This window comes from Achromobacter sp. 2789STDY5608615, assembly GCF_001298995.1.
GTDB lineage: Bacteria > Pseudomonadota > Gammaproteobacteria > Burkholderiales > Burkholderiaceae_B > Achromobacter > Achromobacter insuavis.
On record NZ_CYTY01000031.1, the window covers coordinates 30223 to 49720 of the forward strand.

The following is a 19498-nucleotide window of genomic DNA, read 5'->3' on the forward strand; positions in this document are numbered from 1 at the left end:
CGGCCGCGGCTGTTGGTGTAGACGGCGCGGTCGGCATTGGTGTCGATATAGGCGATCGAGACCGCCAGGCCCTGGCCGAAGTCCTTGGTCAATCCCAGTTTCCAGTCGGTGTAGGCGCCGTCGGTGACGTTGCGGACCGTCTGGCGGCCGACGTGGGCGTTGACCGTCAGGCCCCAGAACCCGGTGTCGAAGTTGCCGCTCAGATCGAAATACTGGCTGTACTTGCTGTCGGCGAAGCCGAACAGGTTGGTCATGGCGATCGAGTACTTGAACAGCACCGGGCCGTAGCCCAGGCCGGCATACAGCTCGGTGGTGTCGGGGCTGGTGTATCCCGACGGGTAGTCGCCGGGATAGTAGTACTGCAGCACACCCAGGTCGAACGGCACGTTCGGCGCCAGGTTGCCCTTGTAGCCGCCGTAGAAGTCCATCTCCACCGGCGCCGAGACCTTGCTGTTGCCGTCGTTGAGCCAGCTGATGCTGGAGTTCCAGTTGCCCAGGTACAGGCCGCTGGCGTGCGTGAAATCGAAGCCGCCCTGGATCGCGGGCTGGTTGTTGGTCTGCATCAGGCCGCGGTAACGGTACTGGCTGGCCAGCGTGACGTTGGCGGTCAGCGAGTACTCGGGAGCCGGTTCACCGGCGGCGGGCGCATCGGCGGCGTGCACGGGGGTGGCAAGGGCGAACAGCGCGAGCGCGGCCAGGGTGTTGCGGGACATGGAATTCTCCTGTGTTGGACGGGATCGCCACAATAGGAGAAGCGGCATAAACGGCGAGACAAGACTCGCGCGGCCCGCGTAAAAGGCGCATCAATGGCGCGGCATGCCGCGCCTGCCTTCAGCCCGCGAAGCGGTAGCCCACGCCGATCTCGGTCAGCAGGTAGACCGGTTGCGCCGGATCGGCCTCGAGCTTCTGCCGCAGGTGGCCCATGTAGATGCGCAGGTAGTGGTTGCTTTCCACGTGCGACGGGCCCCAGACCTCGCGCAGCAGTTCGCGGTGGGTCATGACCTTGCCGCGATGGGCCAGCAGCGCGGCCAGCAAGCGGTATTCCATGGCGGTCAGGTGCACGTGCTGGCCGCCGCGTTCGACCACGCGCTTGGCGAAGTCCACGCGCACGTCGCCGAAGCTGATCTCGGCGGCGCTGCCGGCGCCGCCGCGGGCATGGCGCCGCAGCAGCACGCGCAGCCGCGCCAGCAGTTCGCTGACGCCGAACGGCTTGGTCAGGTAGTCGTCGGCGCCGGCGTCCAGCGCCGCCACCTTGTCGGCCTCGGCCGTGCGCGCCGACAGCACCAGCACCGGCACTTCGGTCCAGCCGCGCAGTTCGCGGATCAGGGTCATGCCGTCCTCGTCCGGCAGGCCCAGGTCCAGCACCACGGCGTCGGGCTGACGGGTGCCGGCCTCGATCAGGCCGCGCTTGACGGTGTCGGCTTCGAACACGGCGCAGCCTTCGCTCTCCAGGGCCTGGCGCACGAAGCGGCGGATATTGGCGTCGTCCTCGATGATGAGAACAGTGGGCTGAAAGTCGAACATGCGATGGACTCAGGCGATTTCGGGGTGGATCGGGGGCGGCGTACCCAGGGGCAGCGTGAAGACGAATTGCGCGCCGCTGGGCTGGCCCGGCGCGTGCTCGACCCAGATGCGGCCGTGGTGCGCGCTGACGATGGCTTCGCACACGGCCAGGCCGAGGCCGACGCCGGGGGTGGCGGATTCGCGTTCGCCGCGGGTGAATTTCTCGAAGATGCGACGCTCGGCGCCGGGCGCGACGCCGGGGCCGTTGTCGCACACCGCGACGCGCAGCTCGCCGTCCTGCGCCGCGGCATGCAGGCGGATGACGCTGCCGGCCGGGGTGTACTTGGCGGCATTTTCCAGCAGGTTGCACAGCACCCGCTCGATCAGCACGCCATCGCATTCGACCAGCGGCAGCCCGGACAGGCTGTCGACCGCGACCTGGTGCGCCGCCAGCGGTTCGCGCATGGCGGCCAGCGAGGCGCCGACCAGTTCCTCGATCGACTGCCACTCCAGCCGCAGCGGCGTGTCGCGGCTCTGCAGCCGCGCCATGTCGAGCAGGTTGGCGACCAGCGCGTGCATGCGTTGCGCCTGGTCGCGCATGGCGCGGATGGTGTCCTGGATGTCGGCCGGCAGCGCGTCCTGGCGCCGCATCAGCGTGTCGGTCATGCCGACCAGGCTGGTGAGCGGCGTGCGCAGGTCGTGCGAGACCGCGGCCAGCAGCGAGTTGCGCAGCTTTTCGGATTCCATGCTGACCAGCGCCTGCTGCGCCACTTCGACGTAATGCAGGCGCTCCAGGGCGATGGCGATGAGCGTGGCGTAGGCCTCGATCTGGCGGCGCGAATCGGGTTGCGAGAACAGGCTGCGGCGCGGCGCCGCCAGCGCCAGCACGCCGCGGGTGCGCATCGGCGCCTTCAGCGGCAGGTACAGCAGGTCGCTGTTGGACAGCGTGGCGGTGCCGGCGCCGGCCGGCTGGCCGTGGTCGTAGACCCATTGGGCCAGCGCCGACTCCAGCGGCGGCATGTCGTCGGCGGCGGGCGAGGCCAGCTTGAGGCGGTCGTCCAGGCCGAGGATGTAGAGCGCGCAGCGCGAGCCGAAGGTGGCGTGCACGAAGGCGCCGGCGGACGCGACGATCTGCTCGGGCAGGAGCGCCGACGACAGCTCGCGCGCGAATTCATACAGGCTGCGCGCATCGGCCTCGCGCTTGACCGAGGCCTGGGCCTGCAGCCGCAGGCCGGCGGTGAGCTGGCCGATCAGCAGGCCCACGGCCAGCAGCACGCCGAAGGTCAGCAGGTACTGCACGTCCGACACGGCGAACGAGGCCAGCGGCTGCACGAAGAAAAAATCGAACAGCCCCACGCTGACGATCGAGGCCAGGGCGGCCGGGCCGCGGCCATGGCGCAGCGCCACCGCCACCACCGCCAGCAGGAACAGCATGACGATGTTGGTCTGGTGCAGCGCCGGGAACGCCAGCGCCGACAGCGCGGTGGCCAGCGCGCAATAGCACAGCGCCCAGGCGTAGCCGCCCAGCGCCAGCGGGCTGCGCTCGTCGCCGTTCAGGCGGCCGCGGCGGCCCAGCGTGAGCGGATCGCGGCCCGGCACGCTGGCGGCGGGCAGCGGCGGCGCGCCCAGGCGGATGATGTCGATTTCGGGGCAGCCGGCGGCCAGCATGTCGGCGAAGCTGTGGCGGCGCCACAGCCAGCCGGGGCTGATGGCCGCGGTCAGCAGCGCCGACAGCGACAGGCGCAGGCGTTGCAGGCCGCTGGCGCGGGTGCGGCCGACGATGGCCTTGGTGATGTTGTGGCGGCGCACGTAGCGCACCACCGCGTCGACCATGTCGCCGCCGGCCAGGGTCTCGCAGCGCGCGCCGAGCGAGTCGGCCAGCGCCAGGCTGCGCTGCAGCCGTTCCTGTTCGGCCTGCGGCGGCGGGGCGGCGCGCGGCACGTCGATGGTGACCACGTGCAGGTCGCATTCCAGCTGCTGGCTGAGGCGGTGGGCGCTGCGGATGACGTATTCGGCATCGGCGTCCGGGCCGATGCAGGCCACCACCGCTTCGCGCGTGCGCCAGACCGGCTCGATGGCGCGGTCGCGGCGATAGGCCTGGACGTCGTCGTCGACGTGGTCGGCGGTGCGGCGTAGCGCCAGTTCGCGCAGCGCGATCAGGTTGCCCTTGCGGAAGAAGTTGCGGGTGGCGTGGCGCGCCTGCTCGGGCAGGTAGACCTTGCCCTCGCGCAGGCGGCGCAGCAGTTCGTCGGCCGACAGGTCCACCAGGATGACTTCGTCGGCCGCGTCGAAGACCTCGTCGGGCACGGTTTCCCAGACCCGCACGCCGGTGATGCTGCCGACGGCCTCGTTGAGGCTGTCCAGGTGCTGCACGTTGAGCGTGGTCCAGACGTCGATGCCGGCCGCCAGCAGTTCCTGGATGTCCTGCCAGCGCTTGGCGTGGCGCGAGCCGGGCGCGTTGGAATGCGCCAGTTCGTCGACCAGCACCAGGTCGGGGTGGGCGGCCAGCGCGCCGTCCAGGTCGAATTCCTTGAGCGCGTGGCCGCGGTAGGCGACGTCCTTGAGCGGCAGGACCGCCAGGCCTTCGAGCAGGGCGGCGGTCTCGCGCCGGCCGTGCGTTTCTACGATGCCGGCCAGCACGCGGGCGCCTTGCGCGGCGTGGGCGCGGGCGGCCACCAGCATGGCGTAGGTCTTGCCGACGCCGGCGGACGAGCCGAAGTAGACCCGCAACTTGCCGCGCACCGCCTGGCGCGCGGCATCGTCGAGGTCTTTCAAGAGCGCGTCCGGATCGGGACGCTCGTCAGCATTGTCAGCCATGAACGCGCAAGTGAAGTGGGGGAGCGGCTGGCAATACTATACGCCGGCGTGTCATTTCAGCGGCGCCAGCTGGTCCAGCGCCAGATTGAGCTTGAGCACGTTGACGACCGGGTCGCCCAGCACGCCCAGCCAGGGCTTGGAGGTGTTGGCTTCGATCAGGGCGTCGACCTTGTCGCGCGGCAGATGGCGGGCGCGGGCCACGCGCGCGGCCTGATAGGCCGCGGCGGCGGGGCTGATGTGCGGATCCAGGCCGCTGCCCGAGGCGGTGACCAGGTCCACCGGCACCGGCGTGGGATTGTCCGGATCGGCGGCCTTGAGGGCGGCGATGCGCGCCTGCACGGCCTCGGCCAGCGCCGGGTTGCGCGGCCCGAGGTTGGAGCCGCCGGAGTTGGCGCCGTTGTACGGCATCGGCGAGGTGGCCGACGGCCGGCCCCAGAAGTACTGCGGGGCGCTGAACGACTGGCCGATCCATTCCGAGCCGACCACCTTGTCGCCCTGGCGGATCAGCGAACCCGACGCTTCGTGCGGGAACACGGCGGCGGCGATGCCGGTGGTCAGGAAGGGGTAGGCCAGGCCGGTCACCAGCGACAGGGCGGCGAACACGACCAGCGCGGGGCGCAGGATGCCGCCTTGGCGCGGCAGGGGAAGAGCTTGTTTCATGATGAGTTCCTTTCCAGTGACGGGCGCGGGTCAGACCCAGCCCAGGGCGGCCAGCACCATGTCGACCAGCTTGATGCCGGCGAACGGCACCAGCAGGCCGCCCAGTCCATAGATCAGCAGATTGCGGCGCAGCAGGATCGAGGCGCCCAGCGGGCGGTAGCGCACGCCCTTGAGCGCCAGCGGGATCAGCACGATGATGATGAGCGCGTTGAAGATCACGGCCGACAGGATGGCCGAGGCCGGCGTGGACAGGCCCATGATGTTCAGCACGTTCAGCTGCGGATACACCGTGGCGAACGCCGCCGGGATGATGGCGAAGTACTTGGCCACGTCGTTGGCGATGCTGAAGGTGGTGAGCGCGCCGCGCGTCATCAGCATCTGCTTGCCGATCTCGACGATCTCGATGAGCTTGGTGGGGTTGGAATCCAGGTCCACCATGTTGCCCGCCTCCTTGGCGGCCTGGGTGCCCGAATTCATCGCCACCGCGACGTCGGCCTGCGCCAGCGCCGGCGCGTCGTTGGTGCCGTCGCCGGTCATCGCCACCAGGCGGCCTTCGCTCTGGTAGGCGCGGATCAGCTTGAGCTTGGCTTCCGGCGTGGCTTCCGCGAGGAAGTCGTCGACGCCCGCTTCGGCGGCGATGGAGGCGGCGGTGAGCTTGTTGTCGCCGGTGATCATCACCGTCTTGATGCCCATGCGGCGCAGCTCGGCGAAGCGCGACTGGATGTCGGGCTTGACGATGTCCTTGAGCTCGACCACGCCCAGCGCGCGGTTGCCGTCGCTGACCATCAGCGGCGTGCTGCCGCGGCGCGCCACGTCCTCGGCCAGGCGCAGCACCTGTTCGGGCACGGTGGCGTCCTGCTCGGCCAGCCAGGCGCGCACCGCGTCGACCGCGCCCTTGCGGATCATGCGGTCTTTCAAGTTGACGCCGCTCATGCGGGTCTGCGCGGTGAAGGGCACGTACTCGGCATCGGCGGCGCGCACGGCCGGCGCGTGGATGGCCTTGTCGGCCAGCGCCACGATGCTGCGGCCTTCGGGCGTTTCGTCGGCCAGCGAGGCCAGGCGCGCCGCGTCCGCCAGTTCGCGCGGCGCTACGCCGGGCGCGGGCAGGAAGGTCGAGGCCTGGCGGTTGCCGAAGGTGATGGTGCCGGTCTTGTCCAGCAGCAGCACGTCGACGTCGCCGGCGGCTTCCACCGCGCGGCCCGAGGTGGCGATGACGTTGGCGCCCATCATGCGGCTCATGCCCGCCACGCCGATGGCCGACAGCAGGCCGCCAATGGTGGTGGGGATCAGGCAGACCAGCAGCGCCACCAGCACCGTGACGGTGACGGCGGTGCCGCCGCCGGCGGCCGTGACCGAATAGATCGAGAACGGCATCAGCGTCGCGACCACCAGCAGGAACACCACCGTCAGGCCGACCAGCAGGATCGTCAGCGCCAGCTCGTTGGGCGTCTTCTGGCGCTTGGCGCCTTCGACCATGGCGATCATGCGGTCCAGGAAGCTCTCGCCCGGATCGGCGGCGATGCGCACGAAGATCCAGTCGGACAGCACCCGAGTGCCGCCGGTGACGGACGAAAAGTCGCCGCCCGATTCGCGGATGACCGGCGCCGATTCGCCGGTGATGGCGCTTTCGTCCACCGAGGCGACGCCGGCGATGACCTGGCCGTCGCCCGGGATGGTTTCGCCGGCTTCCACCAGCACCACGTCATTGCGGCGCAGCAGCCCGGAGGCCCGCTTGACGGCCTGGTTGCGCCACAGCGCCGGTTCGGCGCGGGCGGCATCCTCATCGCGGAAACCCTTGAGCAGGCGCGCATCGATGGTGGTGCGCAGGCCGCGCAGGGTCGCGGCCTGCTGCTTGCCGCGGCCCTCGGCCAGCGCTTCGGCGAAGTTGGCGAACAGCACCGTGAACCAGAGCCACACGGAGATCGCGAGGATGAAGCCCGCGGGCGCCTCGGCCTGGCCGCGCAACGCCATGATCCACAGGATCGTGGTCAGGATGCTGCCCACGTAGACCACGAACATCACGGGGTTCTTGAGTTGCGCGGCGGGCGAGAGCTTGCGCAGGCTGTCCAGCAGCGCGGGGCCGACCAGCGCGCCCGACCACATGCCGAACTTGCGTTCGAGCGGCGCGGCCGACGGCGCGCGGGCGGCGCCGCCGCCGGCGCCTTGGGTTGGCATATCAATCTTGGCCATTTTCTTTCCTAGCCTGTTGCATTCAGGGTTGCAGGTGTTCCGCGACCGGGCCCAGGGCCAGCGCGGGCACATAAGTCAGGGCGCCTACCAGCAGGACCGCGCCGATCAGCAGCACCACGAAGAGGGGACCGGTGGTCGGCATGCTGCCGGGCCCGGCGGGCAGGCGGCGCTTGGCCGCCAGCGATCCGGCCATCGCCAGCACCGCGATGATGACGGCGAAGCGGCCGAACCACATGGCGATGCCCAGCAACACGTTGTAGAAGGGCGTGTTGGCGGACAGGCCGGCGAAGGCGCTGCCGTTGTTGTTGGCGGCCGAGGACAGGGCGTACAGGATCTCGGAGAAACCGTGGATGCCGGGGTTCAGCACGCCGGCCTGGCCGGCCGTCACCGACACCGCCAGCGCGGTGCCGCCCAGCACCAGCAGCGGCGTCGCCAGGATCACGATCGAGACCATCTTCATGTCGTAGGCCTCGATCTTCTTGCCCAGGTACTCGGGCGTGCGGCCGATCATCAGCCCGGCGATGAAGACGCCGAGGATGGCGAACGCCAGCATGCCGTAGAGGCCGGAGCCGACCCCGCCGTAGACCACTTCGCCCAGCTGCATCAGCAGCATCGGCGACAGTCCGCCCATGGCGCTCAGCGAATCGTGCATGCCGTTGACCGCGCCGCACGAGGCCGCCGTGGTGATGGTGGCGAACAGCGAGGTGGCGGCGATGCCGAAGCGGGTCTCCTTGCCCTCCATGTTGCCGCCCGGCGAGAGCGCGCTCATGGCGCTGTCGACGCCGGTCTGGGCGGTCATCGGATTGGGCTGCTGCTCGAAATAGGCGGTGCTCAAGGCGAACACGGCGAACAGCAGCGTCATGGCCGCCAGAATGGCGATGCCCTGGCGCCGGTTGCCGACCATCTCGCCGAAGGTGAAGCACAGCGCCGCCGGGATCACCAGGATCGCCAGCATCTCCAGGAAGTTCGACAGGGCCGTCGGGTTTTCATAGGGATGCGCGGAGTTGGCGTTGAAGAAGCCGCCGCCGTTGGTGCCCAGCATCTTGATCGCTTCCTGCGAGGCGACCGGGCCCATGGCCAGCGTCTGCGTCTGGGTGACCGCGGGGTCGGTCACGGGCTGGCCCTTGGCGTCCAGCACCGGCTGCCCCTGGGCATCCACGCGCGGCTGGTCGTAATGCAGGGCTTCGACCGTCTGCACGTCCTGGTAGGGGCTGAAGTTCTGGATCACGCCCTGGCTGACCAGCGCCAGCGCCAGCACCAGCGACAGCGGCAGCAGCACGTACAGCGTGCTGCGCACCATGTCGGCCCAGAAGTTGCCCACCGTGGCCGAGCAATGGCGCGCCAGCCCGCGGATCAGCGCGAACAGCACCGCGATGCCGGTGGCGGCCGAGACGAAGTTCTGCACCGTCAGCGCCAGCATCTGCGTCAGGTAGCTCATCGTCGATTCGCCGCCGTAGCCCTGCCAGTTGGTGTTGGCCACGAAGCTGATGGCGGTGTTGAGCGAGGAATCGGGCGAGACGGCGCCCATGCCGGCCGGGTTCAGCGGCAGCAGGCCCTGCAGGCGTTGCAGCGCGTAGACCGCCACGATGCCCAGGATGTTGAAGGCGAGCACGGCCAGCGCATAGCGCTTCCAGCCCATTTCAGCCTGCGGGTCGATGCCCGCCAGCCGGTAGATGCCACGTTCCAGCGGGCGGCCCCAGGCGGTCAGCCGGGATTGCCCGTTTTCCATGGCGATGCGGATATAGCGCCCCAGAAAGGGCGCGATCGCGAGCAGGACCACCAGGTACACGACCAGCAGTCCGACGAATTCGGCAGTCATCAGAACTTCTCCGGTTTGAACAGGGCGACCAGCAGGTACACGAACAGCAGCGCGGACGTGATGCCGCTCAGCCAGTAGAGCCAGCTCATGGTTGCTCTCCCGAGGACAAGGCTTCGCAGAACGAGACCAGGGCGTAGGTCAGCCCGGCCATGACGGCGAAGATCGCGATATAGATGGCATCCACGTTTTTCCTCCCGGGAGCGGGCTCCCTCCGAACGACGGGCCCGGGCGGCAAAAGGGGATGCGGACCGCGCGGGCGAAGTGACCAATCAGGACACCGGCAGGTTACGGAGCAGGGGGTAAAAACGGGGTATAGCTTTGGCGGGGGGGTATAAACGGAACGTAAAGACGCGCTGGCATCCTCCGGTCTGCGGATGCGCCGCGATGGCGCGGCGCGAGTGCCCGGAAGCGGGCGGCGGGGCCGGGGGGAGTTGAGGCTGGCTCAAAATCGGGGCCGCCGGCAGCCTCCGGAAAGCGGGTTTGGGTCGAAAAAATCCCAATATTTAGAACAGAGACGCCAAAATGCACTACTGTGGTGCATGGAATATGTAAATGAATGCGCCGAATTAGGGCATTCCCCTAGTGTGGCATTCCCGCATCTGGTGCAGAATCTCTTCCCATGCAGGTGAGGAGACAAAGCCCTGCATGGGCAATTACCGGCGGCACCGGTACATAAAAAAGTAGCAGTACTCAAGAAAAGCAAAACGCACAACGGCTGGCACCAGGCAGTGCCGGCCGTTGTCGCATAAAAAGCCCGTATTCCGCACGCCAGGGTTTTTTCCAGCGCCGCGTTTCGCGATATTCCCCAGGTTTCGCTCACGCTAGCTATGCCGGAATCCCGCGTTTCCTCCAAACCCGTCCCCACGCGCTACTGGCGCCGCAATGTGCGGCTGATCGTGTTGCTGCTGGTCGTCTGGGCGGCGTTGACCTTCGTTCCATCCTATTTCGCCCGCAGCCTGTCGTTCGACTTCATCGGCTGGCCGTTCTCGTTCTGGATGGCGGCCTACGGCGCGCCGCTGGCCTATCTCATCATCATCGGCATCTATGCGCGGATCATGAACCGCGCCGACCAGCGCTCGGAAGAGGCCAAGGGGGACGCCTGATGCCGTTCGGCGGAGATACCCCGCAGCAATTCAGCATCCGGCTGCGCCGCATCTACGTGCTGTACACGGCCGGCTTCGCGCTGATGATCCTGCTGATGGCGCTGGCCGAGATCCTGGGCCTGCCGCGCAACTGGATCGGCTACGTGTTCCTGTTGGTCACGGTCAGCCTGTACGCGGGCATCGGCATCGTCTGCCGCACCTCGGACCAGGTCGAATACTACGTGGCCGGCCGGCGGGTGCCGGCCTTCTACAACGGCATGGCCACCGCCGCGGACTGGATGTCGGTGGCTTCCTTCATCGGCGTCGCCGGCACGCTGTACCTGACGGGCTACGGCGGACTGGCCTACATCATGGGCTGGACCGGCGGCTACGTGCTGGTGGCGATGCTGCTGGCGCCGTACCTGCGCCGCTTCGGCCAATACACCATTCCCGATTTCATGGGGGCGCGCTACGGCGGCAACCTGCCGCGGCTGGCGGGCGTGGCCTGCGCCATCCTTTGTTCGTTCACCTACCTGGTGGCGCAGATCTACGGCGTGGGCATCATCACCACGCGCATGACCGGCATTTCGTTCGAGCTGGGCATCTTCGTGGCCCTGGGCGGCATGCTGGTCTGTTCGTTCCTGGGCGGCATGCGCGCCGTCACCTGGACCCAGGTGGGGCAGTACATCATCCTGGTCATCGCCTACCTGGTGCCGGTGGTGTGGCTGTCGATCAAGCACACCGATATGCCGGTGCCGCAGCTGTCGGCCGGCGCGGTGCTGCAGCAGGTGACCGAAAAAGAGGTCTACCTGCAGAACGATCCGGCCGAGATCGAGGTGCGCCGTCTGTGGCAGGAGCGCGCCGACGAGATGGCGCAGCGGGTGCGCGACCTGCCCGAGTCCTGGGCGCTGGAAAAGGACAAGCTGCGCAGCCGCCTGGCCCAGCTCAACGCCGGCGATGCGCCGATGGTCGAGATCCGCTCGGTCGAACGCGAACTGGCGGCGTTTCCGCCCAATGTGGAAGAGGCCAGGATCGCCTGGTCGCAGGCCAAGGCCACCTTCGAGGCGCGCGCCGCGCCGCTGACCCCGCATGCCGAGCCCTTCCCATCCGAAGATCCGGAGGAACGGCGCAACATGCGCATCAATTTCCTGGCGCTGGTGCTGTGCCTGATGCTGGGCACCGCGGGCATGCCGCACATCCTGATGCGTTCATACACCACCTCGTCGGTGATCGAGGCGCGCCGCTCGGTGTGCTGGTCGCTGCTGTTCATCCTGCTGCTGTATTTCATGGCGCCGGCGCTGGCGCTGCTGGTGAAGTACGAGGTCTACACGCAGGTGGTGGGGTCGAATTTCCTCAGCCTGCCGAACTGGGTGCACGCCTGGAGCGCGGTCGACAGCAATCTGCTGGACGTCACCGACATCAACCGCGATGGCGTGGTGCAGTTGAGCGAGATCAGCATCGGCGCGGACGTGGTGGTGCTGGCCATGCCCGAGATCGGCGGCTTGCCCTATGTGATCTCCGGGCTGGTGGCGGCGGGCGGCCTGGCGGCGGCGCTGTCCACCGCCGATGGCCTGCTGTTGACCCTGTCCAATTCGCTGTCGCACGACATGTGGTACCGGATGGTGTCGCCGCGCATGTCGGCGGCGCGGCGGGTGATGGTGTCCAAGATCCTGCTGCTGGTGGTGGCGTTCGGCGCGGCCTGGGTGGCGGCGCGCAAGCCGGCCGACATCCTTTTCATGGTGTCGGCGGCGTTCTCGTTCGCGGCCTCGTCGTTCTTCCCGGCGCTGGTGATGGGCGTGTTCTGGCGCCGCGCCAACAAGTGGGGCGCCACGCTAGGCATGGCGGCGGGCCTGCTGGTGACGTTTGCCTACATGACGCACACGCATCCGTGGCTGCGGGAATGGGTGCTGGGGATCTCGCGGACCCAGCCGGTGGACCTGTGGTGGGGCATCCAGCCGATCGCGGCCGGGGTGTTCGGCGCGCCGGTGGCGTTCCTGACGATCATCGTGGTGTCGCTGCTGACGCCGCCGCCCGACCGCGCCACGCTGGCGCTGGTGGACTACCTGCGCCATCCGGGCGCGCCGAAGCCGCCCGCGGAAAACGGCACGGCCTGAGCGTGGCGGGGGCGCCGGGCGGCCCGGACACGCGCCGGCGGCGGCCGGACCCGGGCTTGCGCCCGGGACGGCTCAGTGCGACACGGACTTCGAGAAGACGTTCATGACCACCACGCCGGCGATGATCAGGCCGATGCCGATCAGCGCGGGGGTGTCCAGGTGCTGCTTGAAGAACAGCGCGCCGACGATGGAGATCAGCACGATGCCCACGCCCGACCAGATGGCGTAGGCGATGCCGACCGGCACCTCGCGCAGCGTCAGCGACAGGAAGTAGAACGAGATCATGTAGCCGAACACCGTCACGACCGACGGCAGCAGGCGCGAAAAGCCGTCGGAGCTTTTCAGGGCGCTGGTGGCGAAGATCTCGGCAATGATGGCGATGCCCAGGTAGAGCCACTTCATTTGCGCGACCCCTCGGATTGGCGCAGCAGCACCAGCAGGGCGCCGGCGCCGCCTTCGCGCTCGGGCGCCTCGGAAAACGCCAGGACTTCAGTCTTCTGCACCAGCCAGGTGCGGGCCTTGTCCTTGAGCACCGGCTCCAGTCCTTCCGAGCCGTAGCCCTTGCCGTGCACGATGCGCACGCAGCGGATGCCGTGTTCCTGGCACTCGTCCAGGAACGACAGCATGGCGTGGCGCGCCTGCTCCACGCGCAGGCCGTGCAGGTCGAGTTCGGCGCCGGCGCGCCACTGGCCGCGGCGCAGGTTGCGCGCGGTGTCGGGCGCGGCGTCGCTGCGCACGAAGGCGGTGCCGCCTTCGGACAGCAGATGCGTGATTTCGCCGCCGTCCGAGACGCCCACATCCGCGCGCGTGGACGTTTCGCCCAGCGCGTTGGCGCGGCGCAACGCCGGGGCCGGCTGCGGCGCCGGCTTGTGCTCGACGCGCGCGGCCTGCTTGATCGGCTTGACCGACTGCATGGTGCGCCGGAACGCGGCCATGTCGTCGGCCGGATCGGTGTCCGCGCCGGGCGCCGGCGCGGTTTTCTTCAGCGCCGCCACCCGCTGGGCGAGGGCGGCGCGCTCTTGCTCGGCCTGCAGGTCTTTCTTGAGGCGTTTCAGGTCGGCCGCGCCGACCTTATTGCCCCGCATTCTCCAGCCACCGTTGTGCGTCCAGGGCGGCCATGCAGCCCGTGCCGGCGCTGGTGATGGCCTGGCGGTAGACGTGGTCCTGCACGTCGCCGGCGGCGAACACGCCCGGGACCGAGGTCATGGTGGCCATGCCGGACAGGCCGCTCTTGGTGACGATGTAGCCGTCCTTCATTTCGAGCTGGCCCTGGAAGATCTCGGTGTTGGGCTGGTGGCCGATGGCGATGAAGGCGCCGGTGACCTTCAGGTCTTCGGTGGCGCCGGTGTCGACGTGGCGCACGCGCACGCCGGTGACGCCGCTGTCGTCGCCCAGCACTTCTTCCAGCGTATGGAAGACCTTCAGTTCCATGTTGCCGTTCTCGACCTTGCTCATCAGCTTGTCGACCAGGATCGGCTCCGCGCGGAACTTGTCGCGGCGGTGGATCAGGGTGACCTTGCGGCAGATGTTGGACAGGTACAGGGCTTCCTCGACGGCGGTGTTGCCGCCGCCAACCACGACCACGTCCTGGTTGCGGTAGAAGAAGCCGTCGCAGGTGGCGCAACCGGACACGCCGCGGCCCATGAAGGCCTCTTCGGACGGCAGGCCCAGGTACTTGGCCGAGGCGCCGGTGGCGATGATCAGGGCGTCGCAGGTGTAGACCTTGCCGGTGTCGCCGGTCAGGGTGAACGGACGCTTGGACAGGTCGACCTTGGCGATGTGGTCGAACAGCATTTCGGTGTTGAAGCGCTCGGCGTGCTTCTGGAAGCGCTGCATCAGGTCCGGACCCTGCACGCCGTCGGCGTCGGCCGGCCAGTTGTCGACGTCCGTGGTGGTCATCAGCTGGCCGCCTTGGGCCAAACCTGTAACAAGGACGGGGCTCAGATTGGCGCGTGCCGCATAGACGGCCGCCGTGTAACCGGCGGGGCCGGATCCGAGTATCAAAACTTTAGCGTGCGTAGGCGTGGACATGGGCGGGTATCTTTAGGTTAACGCCCAATTATAATGAGCCGCATGCCGCGTATCTCGACTGCTTCTCCGCGCGCTTCGCGCAACACCCGCAACGGGCCTTCGCCGCTGCAGACGCGTATCTCCGCGTTGCTGCGCGAAGCCCGCTGGATCCTCTTCGCCGCCCTGGCCGCCTGGCTCACGCTGGTGCTGGCCACCTGGAGCGCCGCCGACCCGGGCTGGTCCCATTCCGTCCCCGCCGGGACCATCCATAACAGGGGCGGAACCCTCGGCGCCTACCTGGCGGACATCCTGCTGTACCTGTTCGGTTTCTCCGCCTGGTGGTGGGTCATCCTGCTGCTGCACCGGGTGCGGGCGGGTTACCGCCGCCTCGCCAGCCATCTTCGCGTTACCAATGGTAAGCAGCCGGAAGTGTTGCCGCGCGTCCACTGGGAAGAGGGCATCGGCTTCTTCCTGCTGCTGATCGGCTCGCTGGGCATGGAAGCCCTGCGTCTGGCCAGCCGCGGCACCCACCTGCCGGGCGTCTCGGAAAGCGCCAGCGGCGCCGGCGGCGTCATCGGCCACACCCTGGCCGACCTGATGGGCCGCAGCATCGGTTTCACCGGCAGCACGCTGGCCTTCCTGGTGATGCTGGCGATCGGCCTGAGCCTGTTCTTCTCGTTCTCGTGGCTGACGGTGGCCGAGCGCGTCGGCTCCTGGCTCGAAGGCCTGGTGCGCCGGGTGCGCAATTCCTACGCCGCGCGCGAAGACCGCAAGGTCGGCGAGGTGGCCAAGGCCGTGCGCACCGAGCAGGTGGTGGCCAAGCAGGAAAAGCTGGTGCACGAACAACCGGTGCGCATCGAGCCGGCGATCACCGTGGTGCCCAAGTCCGAACGCGTCGAAAAGGAAAAGCAGCAATCGCTGTTCTTCGCCCCGCCGCCGGGCGGCGAGGGCGACCTGCCGGCCATCAGCCTGCTGGATCCGCCCCTGGCCAACCAGGAAACCGTGTCGGCCGAGACCATCGAATTCACCTCGCGCCTGATCGAAAAGAAACTGGCCGACTTCGGCGTGTCCGTCACCGTGGTGGCGGCGCAGGCCGGCCCGGTCATCACGCGTTACGAAATCGAGCCGGCCACCGGCGTCAAGGGCAGCCAGATCGTCAACCTGGCCAAGGACCTGGCGCGCGCGCTCAGCCTGGTCAGCATCCGGGTGGTGGAAACCATTCCGGGCAAGAACCTGATGGGCCTGGAACTGCCCAACCCGCGGCGCCAGGTGGTCAAGCTGTCCGAGATCCTGGGGTCGCAGACCTATCACGCCAGCCATTCGGTGGTGACCATGGCGCTGGGCAAGGACATCGCCGGCAACCCGGTGGTGGCCGACCTGGCCAAGATGCCGCACCTGCTGGTGGCGGGCACCACCGGATCGGGCAAGTCGGTCGGGATCAACGCCATGATCCTGTCGCTGCTGTACAAGGCCGACGCCTCGCACACCCGCCTGATCCTGATCGATCCGAAGATGCTCGAAATGAGCGTCTACGAAGGCATTCCGCACCTGCTGGCGCCGGTGGTCACGGACATGCGCCATGCCGCCAATGCGCTGAACTGGTGCGTGGGCGAAATGGAGAAGCGCTACCGCCTGATGAGCAAGATGGGCGTGCGCAACCTGGCCGGCTACAACACCAAGATCCGCGACGCCATCAAGCGCGAGGAACCGATCCCGAATCCGTTCTCGCTGACGCCCGACCAGCCCGAGCCGCTGTCGCCGCTGCCCACCATCGTGGTGGTCATCGACGAGCTGGCCGACCTGATGATGGTGGTGGGCAAGAAGATCGAAGAACTGATTGCCCGCCTGGCGCAGAAGGCGCGCGCGGCCGGCATCCACCTGATCCTGGCGACGCAGCGTCCCAGCGTCGACGTCATCACCGGCCTGATCAAGGCCAACATCCCGACCCGCATCGCGTTCCAGGTGTCGTCCAAGATTGACTCGCGCACCATTCTCGACCAGATGGGCGCGGAGACCCTGCTGGGCCAGGGCGACATGCTCTACATGCCGCCGGGCACCGGCCTGCCGGTGCGCGTGCACGGCGCCTTCGTCAGCGATGACGAAGTGCACCGCGTGGTGGAAAGCCTGAAGGCGCAGGGCGAGCCGAACTATGTCGAGGGCCTGCTGGAAGGCGGGCTGGACGGCGACGGCGGCGAAGGCGCCAGCAGCGTCACCGGCATCGGCGGCGACGCCGAGTCGGACCCGATGTACGACCAGGCCTGCGAGGTGGTGCTCAAGCATCGCCGCGCCTCGATCTCGCTGGTGCAGCGCCACCTGCGCATTGGTTACAACCGTGCGGCGCGGTTACTGGAACAGATGGAGCAATCGGGTATCGTGTCGGCGATGCAGTCCAATGGCAACCGGGAGATCCTGGTGCCCGCCGCCGCTCGAGAGGAAGCATGATGAAGACGTTTCGTGGCCTGGCCGCCGGCCTGGCCTTCTGCCTGGTCCCGGCGTTGATGCCGGCCGCGGCGATGGCCGCCAGCGCGCAGGAACAGTTGCGCGCGTTCGTGGGGTCGGTGACGGCGGCGACGGGCGCGTTTTCCCAATACACCGTCAATACGCAGGGGCGCACGCAGCCGGCGCAGACGGGCGTGTTCTCGTTCCAGCGGCCGGGCAAGTTCAAGTGGGCGGTGCAGAAGCCCTACGAGCAGCTGGTGATCTCGGACGGCAAGCAGGTGTTCCAGTTCGATCCGGACCTGGCGCAGGTGACCGAGCGCAAGGTGGATGCCGCCATCGGGACGTCGCCGGCGGCGATCCTGTTCGGGTCGGGGTCGCTGGAGCAATCGTTCGATGTGTCGGCGTTGCCGTCCAAGGATGGCATCGATTGGCTGCGGGCGAAGCCGCGCACGGCGGATGCGGGGTTCTCCCGGGTGGATATCGGCATGAAGGACAATCTGCCGGTGCGGGTGGAGCTGCTGGATTCGTTCGGGCAGACGACGCGGGTGGATCTTTCCGGGATCGTTCCCAATCCCAAGCTTGGGGAGGGGGAGTTTCGGTTTGTGGCGCCCAAGGGTGTGGATGTCGTCAAGATGTAGTTGGGCGGTGCTTGCTGCGTAGGCCGCCCGGCACGGGGCGCGCAGGCGGTGAGCGCGCCAACGATTGCGGTCCGGAGCGTTCGCTCCGGACTTTCCCTTTGTCATCTTCGTTGTCGCCTGCGGCGACTGCCTTCAGATTCCCTCGGGCGCATCGACGGCGCGCTCACCGCCTGCGCGCCCCGCGCCGGGCTAACGGTTTCGAGAAATGCGGCGCTGCTGGACCTCGGGCGCATGGGAGAGGTTTGCGTTGCCCGCAAAAAACGGCCGCGCGGGCGGCCGTTTTTTTCATACGTGGTGTCTTGCGTCGGGGCAGATTACGGGCGTTTGTACGCTACACAATCAATTTCTACTTTCGCATCCACCATCAGCGGCGACTGCACGCAGGCGCGGGCGGGGGGGATTGTTGCCGAAGTATTCCTTGAAGACCTTGTTGAACGAGGGGAAGTCGCGGGCGTCGTCGAGCCAGACGCCGCAGCGGACGACGTGTTCGGGGCCGTAGCCGGCTTCCTTGAGGATCGCGAGGACCTGCTGGATGGCCTTGTGGGACTGGGCGACGGTGCCGCCTTCGATGACTTCGCCGTTTTCCATCGGGACCTGGCCCGAGACGTAGAGCCAGCCGTCGGCGGCGACGGCGCGGGCGAAGGGCATGTGGGAGCCGCCTTGGCCGGTGCCGCCGGCGACGCCGTAGCGGGTGATGCCGTTGTTGTCGGCGGTGGGGGTGGTGCTGCTCATGTCAGGGCTCCTGGAGGGCGGGGGTGGAGGCGGCGAAGCTGGCGCGCAGGTCGCCGTTGCGGGGCAGCCAGCGGCCGGCGCGGTCGCCGGTGGGTTGGCCGTGGCGGTAGGACAGGACGCCGTTGACCCAGACGGCCTCGATGCCGGCGGCGGTCTGGACGGGGGCGGCGAAGGTGGCGCGGTCGATGACGGTGGCGGGGTCGAACAGCACCAGGTCGGCGTGGAAGCCCGTGCGCACCAGGCCGCGTTCGGCCAGGCCGAAGCGGGCGGCGGACAGGCCGGTCATCTTGTGGACGGCCTCGGGCAGCGGGAACAGGCCGACGTCGCGGCTGTAGTGGCCGAGCACGCGCGGGAAGGCGCCCCACAGGCGCGGGTGCGGCATGGGATCGTTGGGCAGGCCGTCGGAGCCGACCATGGTGAGCCGGTTCGACAGCACGCGGCGCACGTCGTCCTCGTGCATGTTGTGGTACACGGCGCCGGCCGGTTGCAGGCGCTTCGCCGCTTCCAGCAGCGTCACGCCCCAGTCGGCGGCGATGGCGGACAGTTTGCGGCGGGCCTGTTCGGGGTGCGGCACCGACCAGGTGATGTCGATGTCGAATTCGTCGGTGACCTGCTTGAGGTCGAGCGTGGACGAGCTGGCCGAGTAGGGATAGCAGTCGCAACCCACGTGCTGCATGCGGCCGGCGTTCTCCAGCTTGAACAGCACTTCCTTGGTGCGGCCCCAGTTGCCGGCGCCGGCGCATTTCAGGTGCGACACCACCACCGGCACGCGGGCGTGCAGGGCGATGTCGAAGGCTTCCTGCATGGCTTCCAGGATGGCGGCGAATTCCGAGCGCAGGTGGGTGGTGTAGAGCGCGCCGAATTCGTCCAGGACTTCGGCCAGCAGCTTGACCTCGGCGGTGTCGGCCTCGATCGCCGAGCCGTAGGCCAGGCCGGTGCTCAGGCCGATGGCGCCGTGGGCCAGGGCTTCGCGCAGTTGCTCGCGCATGGCCAGCACCTCGTCGCGCGTGGCGCTGCGGTCGAGGCGGTCCATGTGGTTGTTGCGCAGGGCGGTGTGGCCGACCAGCGCGGCCACGTTCACGGCGGGATGCGCGGCCTCGATGGCGCGGGTGTAGTCGGCGAAGGTCGGGTAGGCGAAGTCGTCGCGCTGGCCCAGCAGGTTCATCGGGTCGGGCGGCTCGCCGCGCAGCGAGACCGGCGAGGCGCTGATGCCGCAGTTGCCCACCACCACCGTGGTCACGCCCTGCGACAGCTTGGGCAGCATGCCGGGGGTGCGGATGACGTTGGTGTCGTCGTGGGTGTGGACGTCGATGAAGCCGGGCGCGAGCGCCAGGCCGGCGCCGTTGATGATCTGCCCCGCCGGCTGGCCGGACAGGTCGCCGATCGCCGCGATGCGGCCGCCGGAGAGCGCGACGTCGGCGGTGTATTCGGCGCCGCCCGAGCCGTCGAGCACGCGGACATTGCCGATGAGGGTGTCGTACATCTTGATTTCCA

Annotated in this window: 15 protein-coding genes and 1 pseudogene; 4 read left to right on the plus strand and 12 right to left on the minus strand. The window is 68.4% G+C overall.

The window, feature by feature from the left end:
• From AOZ49_RS23085 to kdpF, 7 genes are all read right to left on the minus strand, one after another.
• Positions 1-713 (minus strand): TorF family putative porin (locus AOZ49_RS23085; RefSeq protein WP_054477992.1); only part of this gene is annotated, 713 nt, incomplete at its 3' end.
• 118 nt (positions 714-831) lie between these two features.
• The gene (gene kdpE / locus AOZ49_RS23090) at positions 832-1524 is read right to left on the minus strand and encodes a two-component system response regulator KdpE (RefSeq protein WP_054419958.1); all 693 of its coding nucleotides are present in this window, start codon (positions 1522-1524) and stop codon (positions 832-834) included.
• Between the two features lie 9 nt (positions 1525-1533).
• Positions 1534-4320, minus strand: coding sequence for a sensor histidine kinase (locus AOZ49_RS23095; RefSeq protein ID WP_054433007.1), 2787 nt, complete (start codon positions 4318-4320; stop codon positions 1534-1536).
• 51 nt (positions 4321-4371) lie between these two features.
• Positions 4372-4980: a potassium-transporting ATPase subunit KdpC gene (gene kdpC / locus AOZ49_RS23100; protein ID WP_054477957.1), complete on the minus strand. Its 609-nt coding sequence runs from the start codon at positions 4978-4980 to the stop codon at positions 4372-4374.
• 30 nt (positions 4981-5010) lie between these two features.
• Positions 5011-7170 carry a potassium-transporting ATPase subunit KdpB gene (gene kdpB / locus AOZ49_RS23105; RefSeq protein WP_054477959.1) on the minus strand — a complete coding sequence of 720 codons (2160 nt, stop codon included), beginning with the start codon at positions 7168-7170 and terminating at the stop codon, positions 5011-5013.
• Positions 7171-7192: 22 nt separating this feature from the next.
• On the minus strand, positions 7193-8989 hold the full coding sequence (gene kdpA, locus AOZ49_RS23110; RefSeq protein ID WP_054477961.1) for a potassium-transporting ATPase subunit KdpA: 1797 nt from the start codon (positions 8987-8989) through the stop codon (positions 7193-7195).
• The gene (kdpF, locus tag AOZ49_RS23115) at positions 8989-9078 is read right to left on the minus strand and encodes a K(+)-transporting ATPase subunit F (RefSeq protein ID WP_035360036.1); all 90 of its coding nucleotides are present in this window, start codon (positions 9076-9078) and stop codon (positions 8989-8991) included. The genes kdpA and kdpF overlap by 1 nt, the downstream gene beginning before the upstream one ends.
• A gap of 738 nt (positions 9079-9816) precedes the next feature.
• On the opposite strand from kdpF, the gene AOZ49_RS23120 reads away from it, so the two are divergent.
• Together AOZ49_RS23120 and AOZ49_RS23125 are read left to right on the plus strand one after the other, a co-directional pair.
• Positions 9817-10092 (plus strand): DUF4212 domain-containing protein, encoded by a 276-nt coding sequence (locus AOZ49_RS23120; RefSeq protein WP_054477964.1) that lies wholly within the window; start codon positions 9817-9819, stop codon positions 10090-10092.
• Complete coding sequence (locus tag AOZ49_RS23125; RefSeq protein WP_054433021.1) at positions 10092-12185, plus strand: sodium:solute symporter family protein; 2094 nt, start codon at positions 10092-10094, stop codon at positions 12183-12185. Before AOZ49_RS23120 ends, AOZ49_RS23125 begins: the two co-directional genes overlap by 1 nt.
• Positions 12186-12257: 72 nt before the next feature.
• On the opposite strand, the gene AOZ49_RS23130 is transcribed toward AOZ49_RS23125, so the two are convergent.
• Genes AOZ49_RS23130 through trxB form a run of 3 tightly spaced genes read right to left on the minus strand, consistent with a single transcriptional unit; the run spans position 12258 to position 14216 of the window.
• Positions 12258-12587, minus strand: coding sequence for a DMT family transporter (locus tag AOZ49_RS23130; RefSeq protein WP_054433023.1), 330 nt, complete (start codon positions 12585-12587; stop codon positions 12258-12260).
• Positions 12584-13270, minus strand: a complete 687-nt coding sequence (locus AOZ49_RS23135; protein ID WP_054477965.1) for a Smr/MutS family protein — start codon at positions 13268-13270, stop codon at positions 12584-12586. Before AOZ49_RS23135 ends, AOZ49_RS23130 begins: the two co-directional genes overlap by 4 nt.
• A complete protein-coding gene (trxB, locus tag AOZ49_RS23140) occupies positions 13257-14216 on the minus strand; it encodes a thioredoxin-disulfide reductase (RefSeq protein WP_054433026.1) in 960 nt (319 codons plus the stop codon). The genes AOZ49_RS23135 and trxB overlap by 14 nt, the downstream gene beginning before the upstream one ends.
• Positions 14217-14258: 42 nt before the next feature.
• Here trxB and AOZ49_RS23145 point away from each other — a divergent pair, with 42 nt between their 5' ends.
• Entirely contained in the window at positions 14259-16637 is a 2379-nt protein-coding gene (locus AOZ49_RS23145; protein ID WP_156355727.1) for a DNA translocase FtsK, read from the plus strand.
• Entirely contained in the window at positions 16637-17272 is a 636-nt protein-coding gene (lolA, locus tag AOZ49_RS23150) for an outer membrane lipoprotein chaperone LolA (protein ID WP_054477970.1), read from the plus strand. Before AOZ49_RS23145 ends, lolA begins: the two co-directional genes overlap by 1 nt.
• Positions 17273-17586: 314 nt before the next feature.
• Here the strand turns inward: lolA and AOZ49_RS23155 are convergent.
• Both AOZ49_RS23155 and AOZ49_RS23160 read right to left on the minus strand, forming a co-directional pair.
• Positions 17587-18004: pseudogene (locus AOZ49_RS23155) on the minus strand (RidA family protein).
• Position 18005: 1 nt separating this feature from the next.
• Positions 18006-19487: an N-acyl-D-amino-acid deacylase family protein gene (locus AOZ49_RS23160; RefSeq protein ID WP_054433035.1), complete on the minus strand. Its 1482-nt coding sequence runs from the start codon at positions 19485-19487 to the stop codon at positions 18006-18008.
• Positions 19488-19498: the final 11 nt, after the last annotated feature.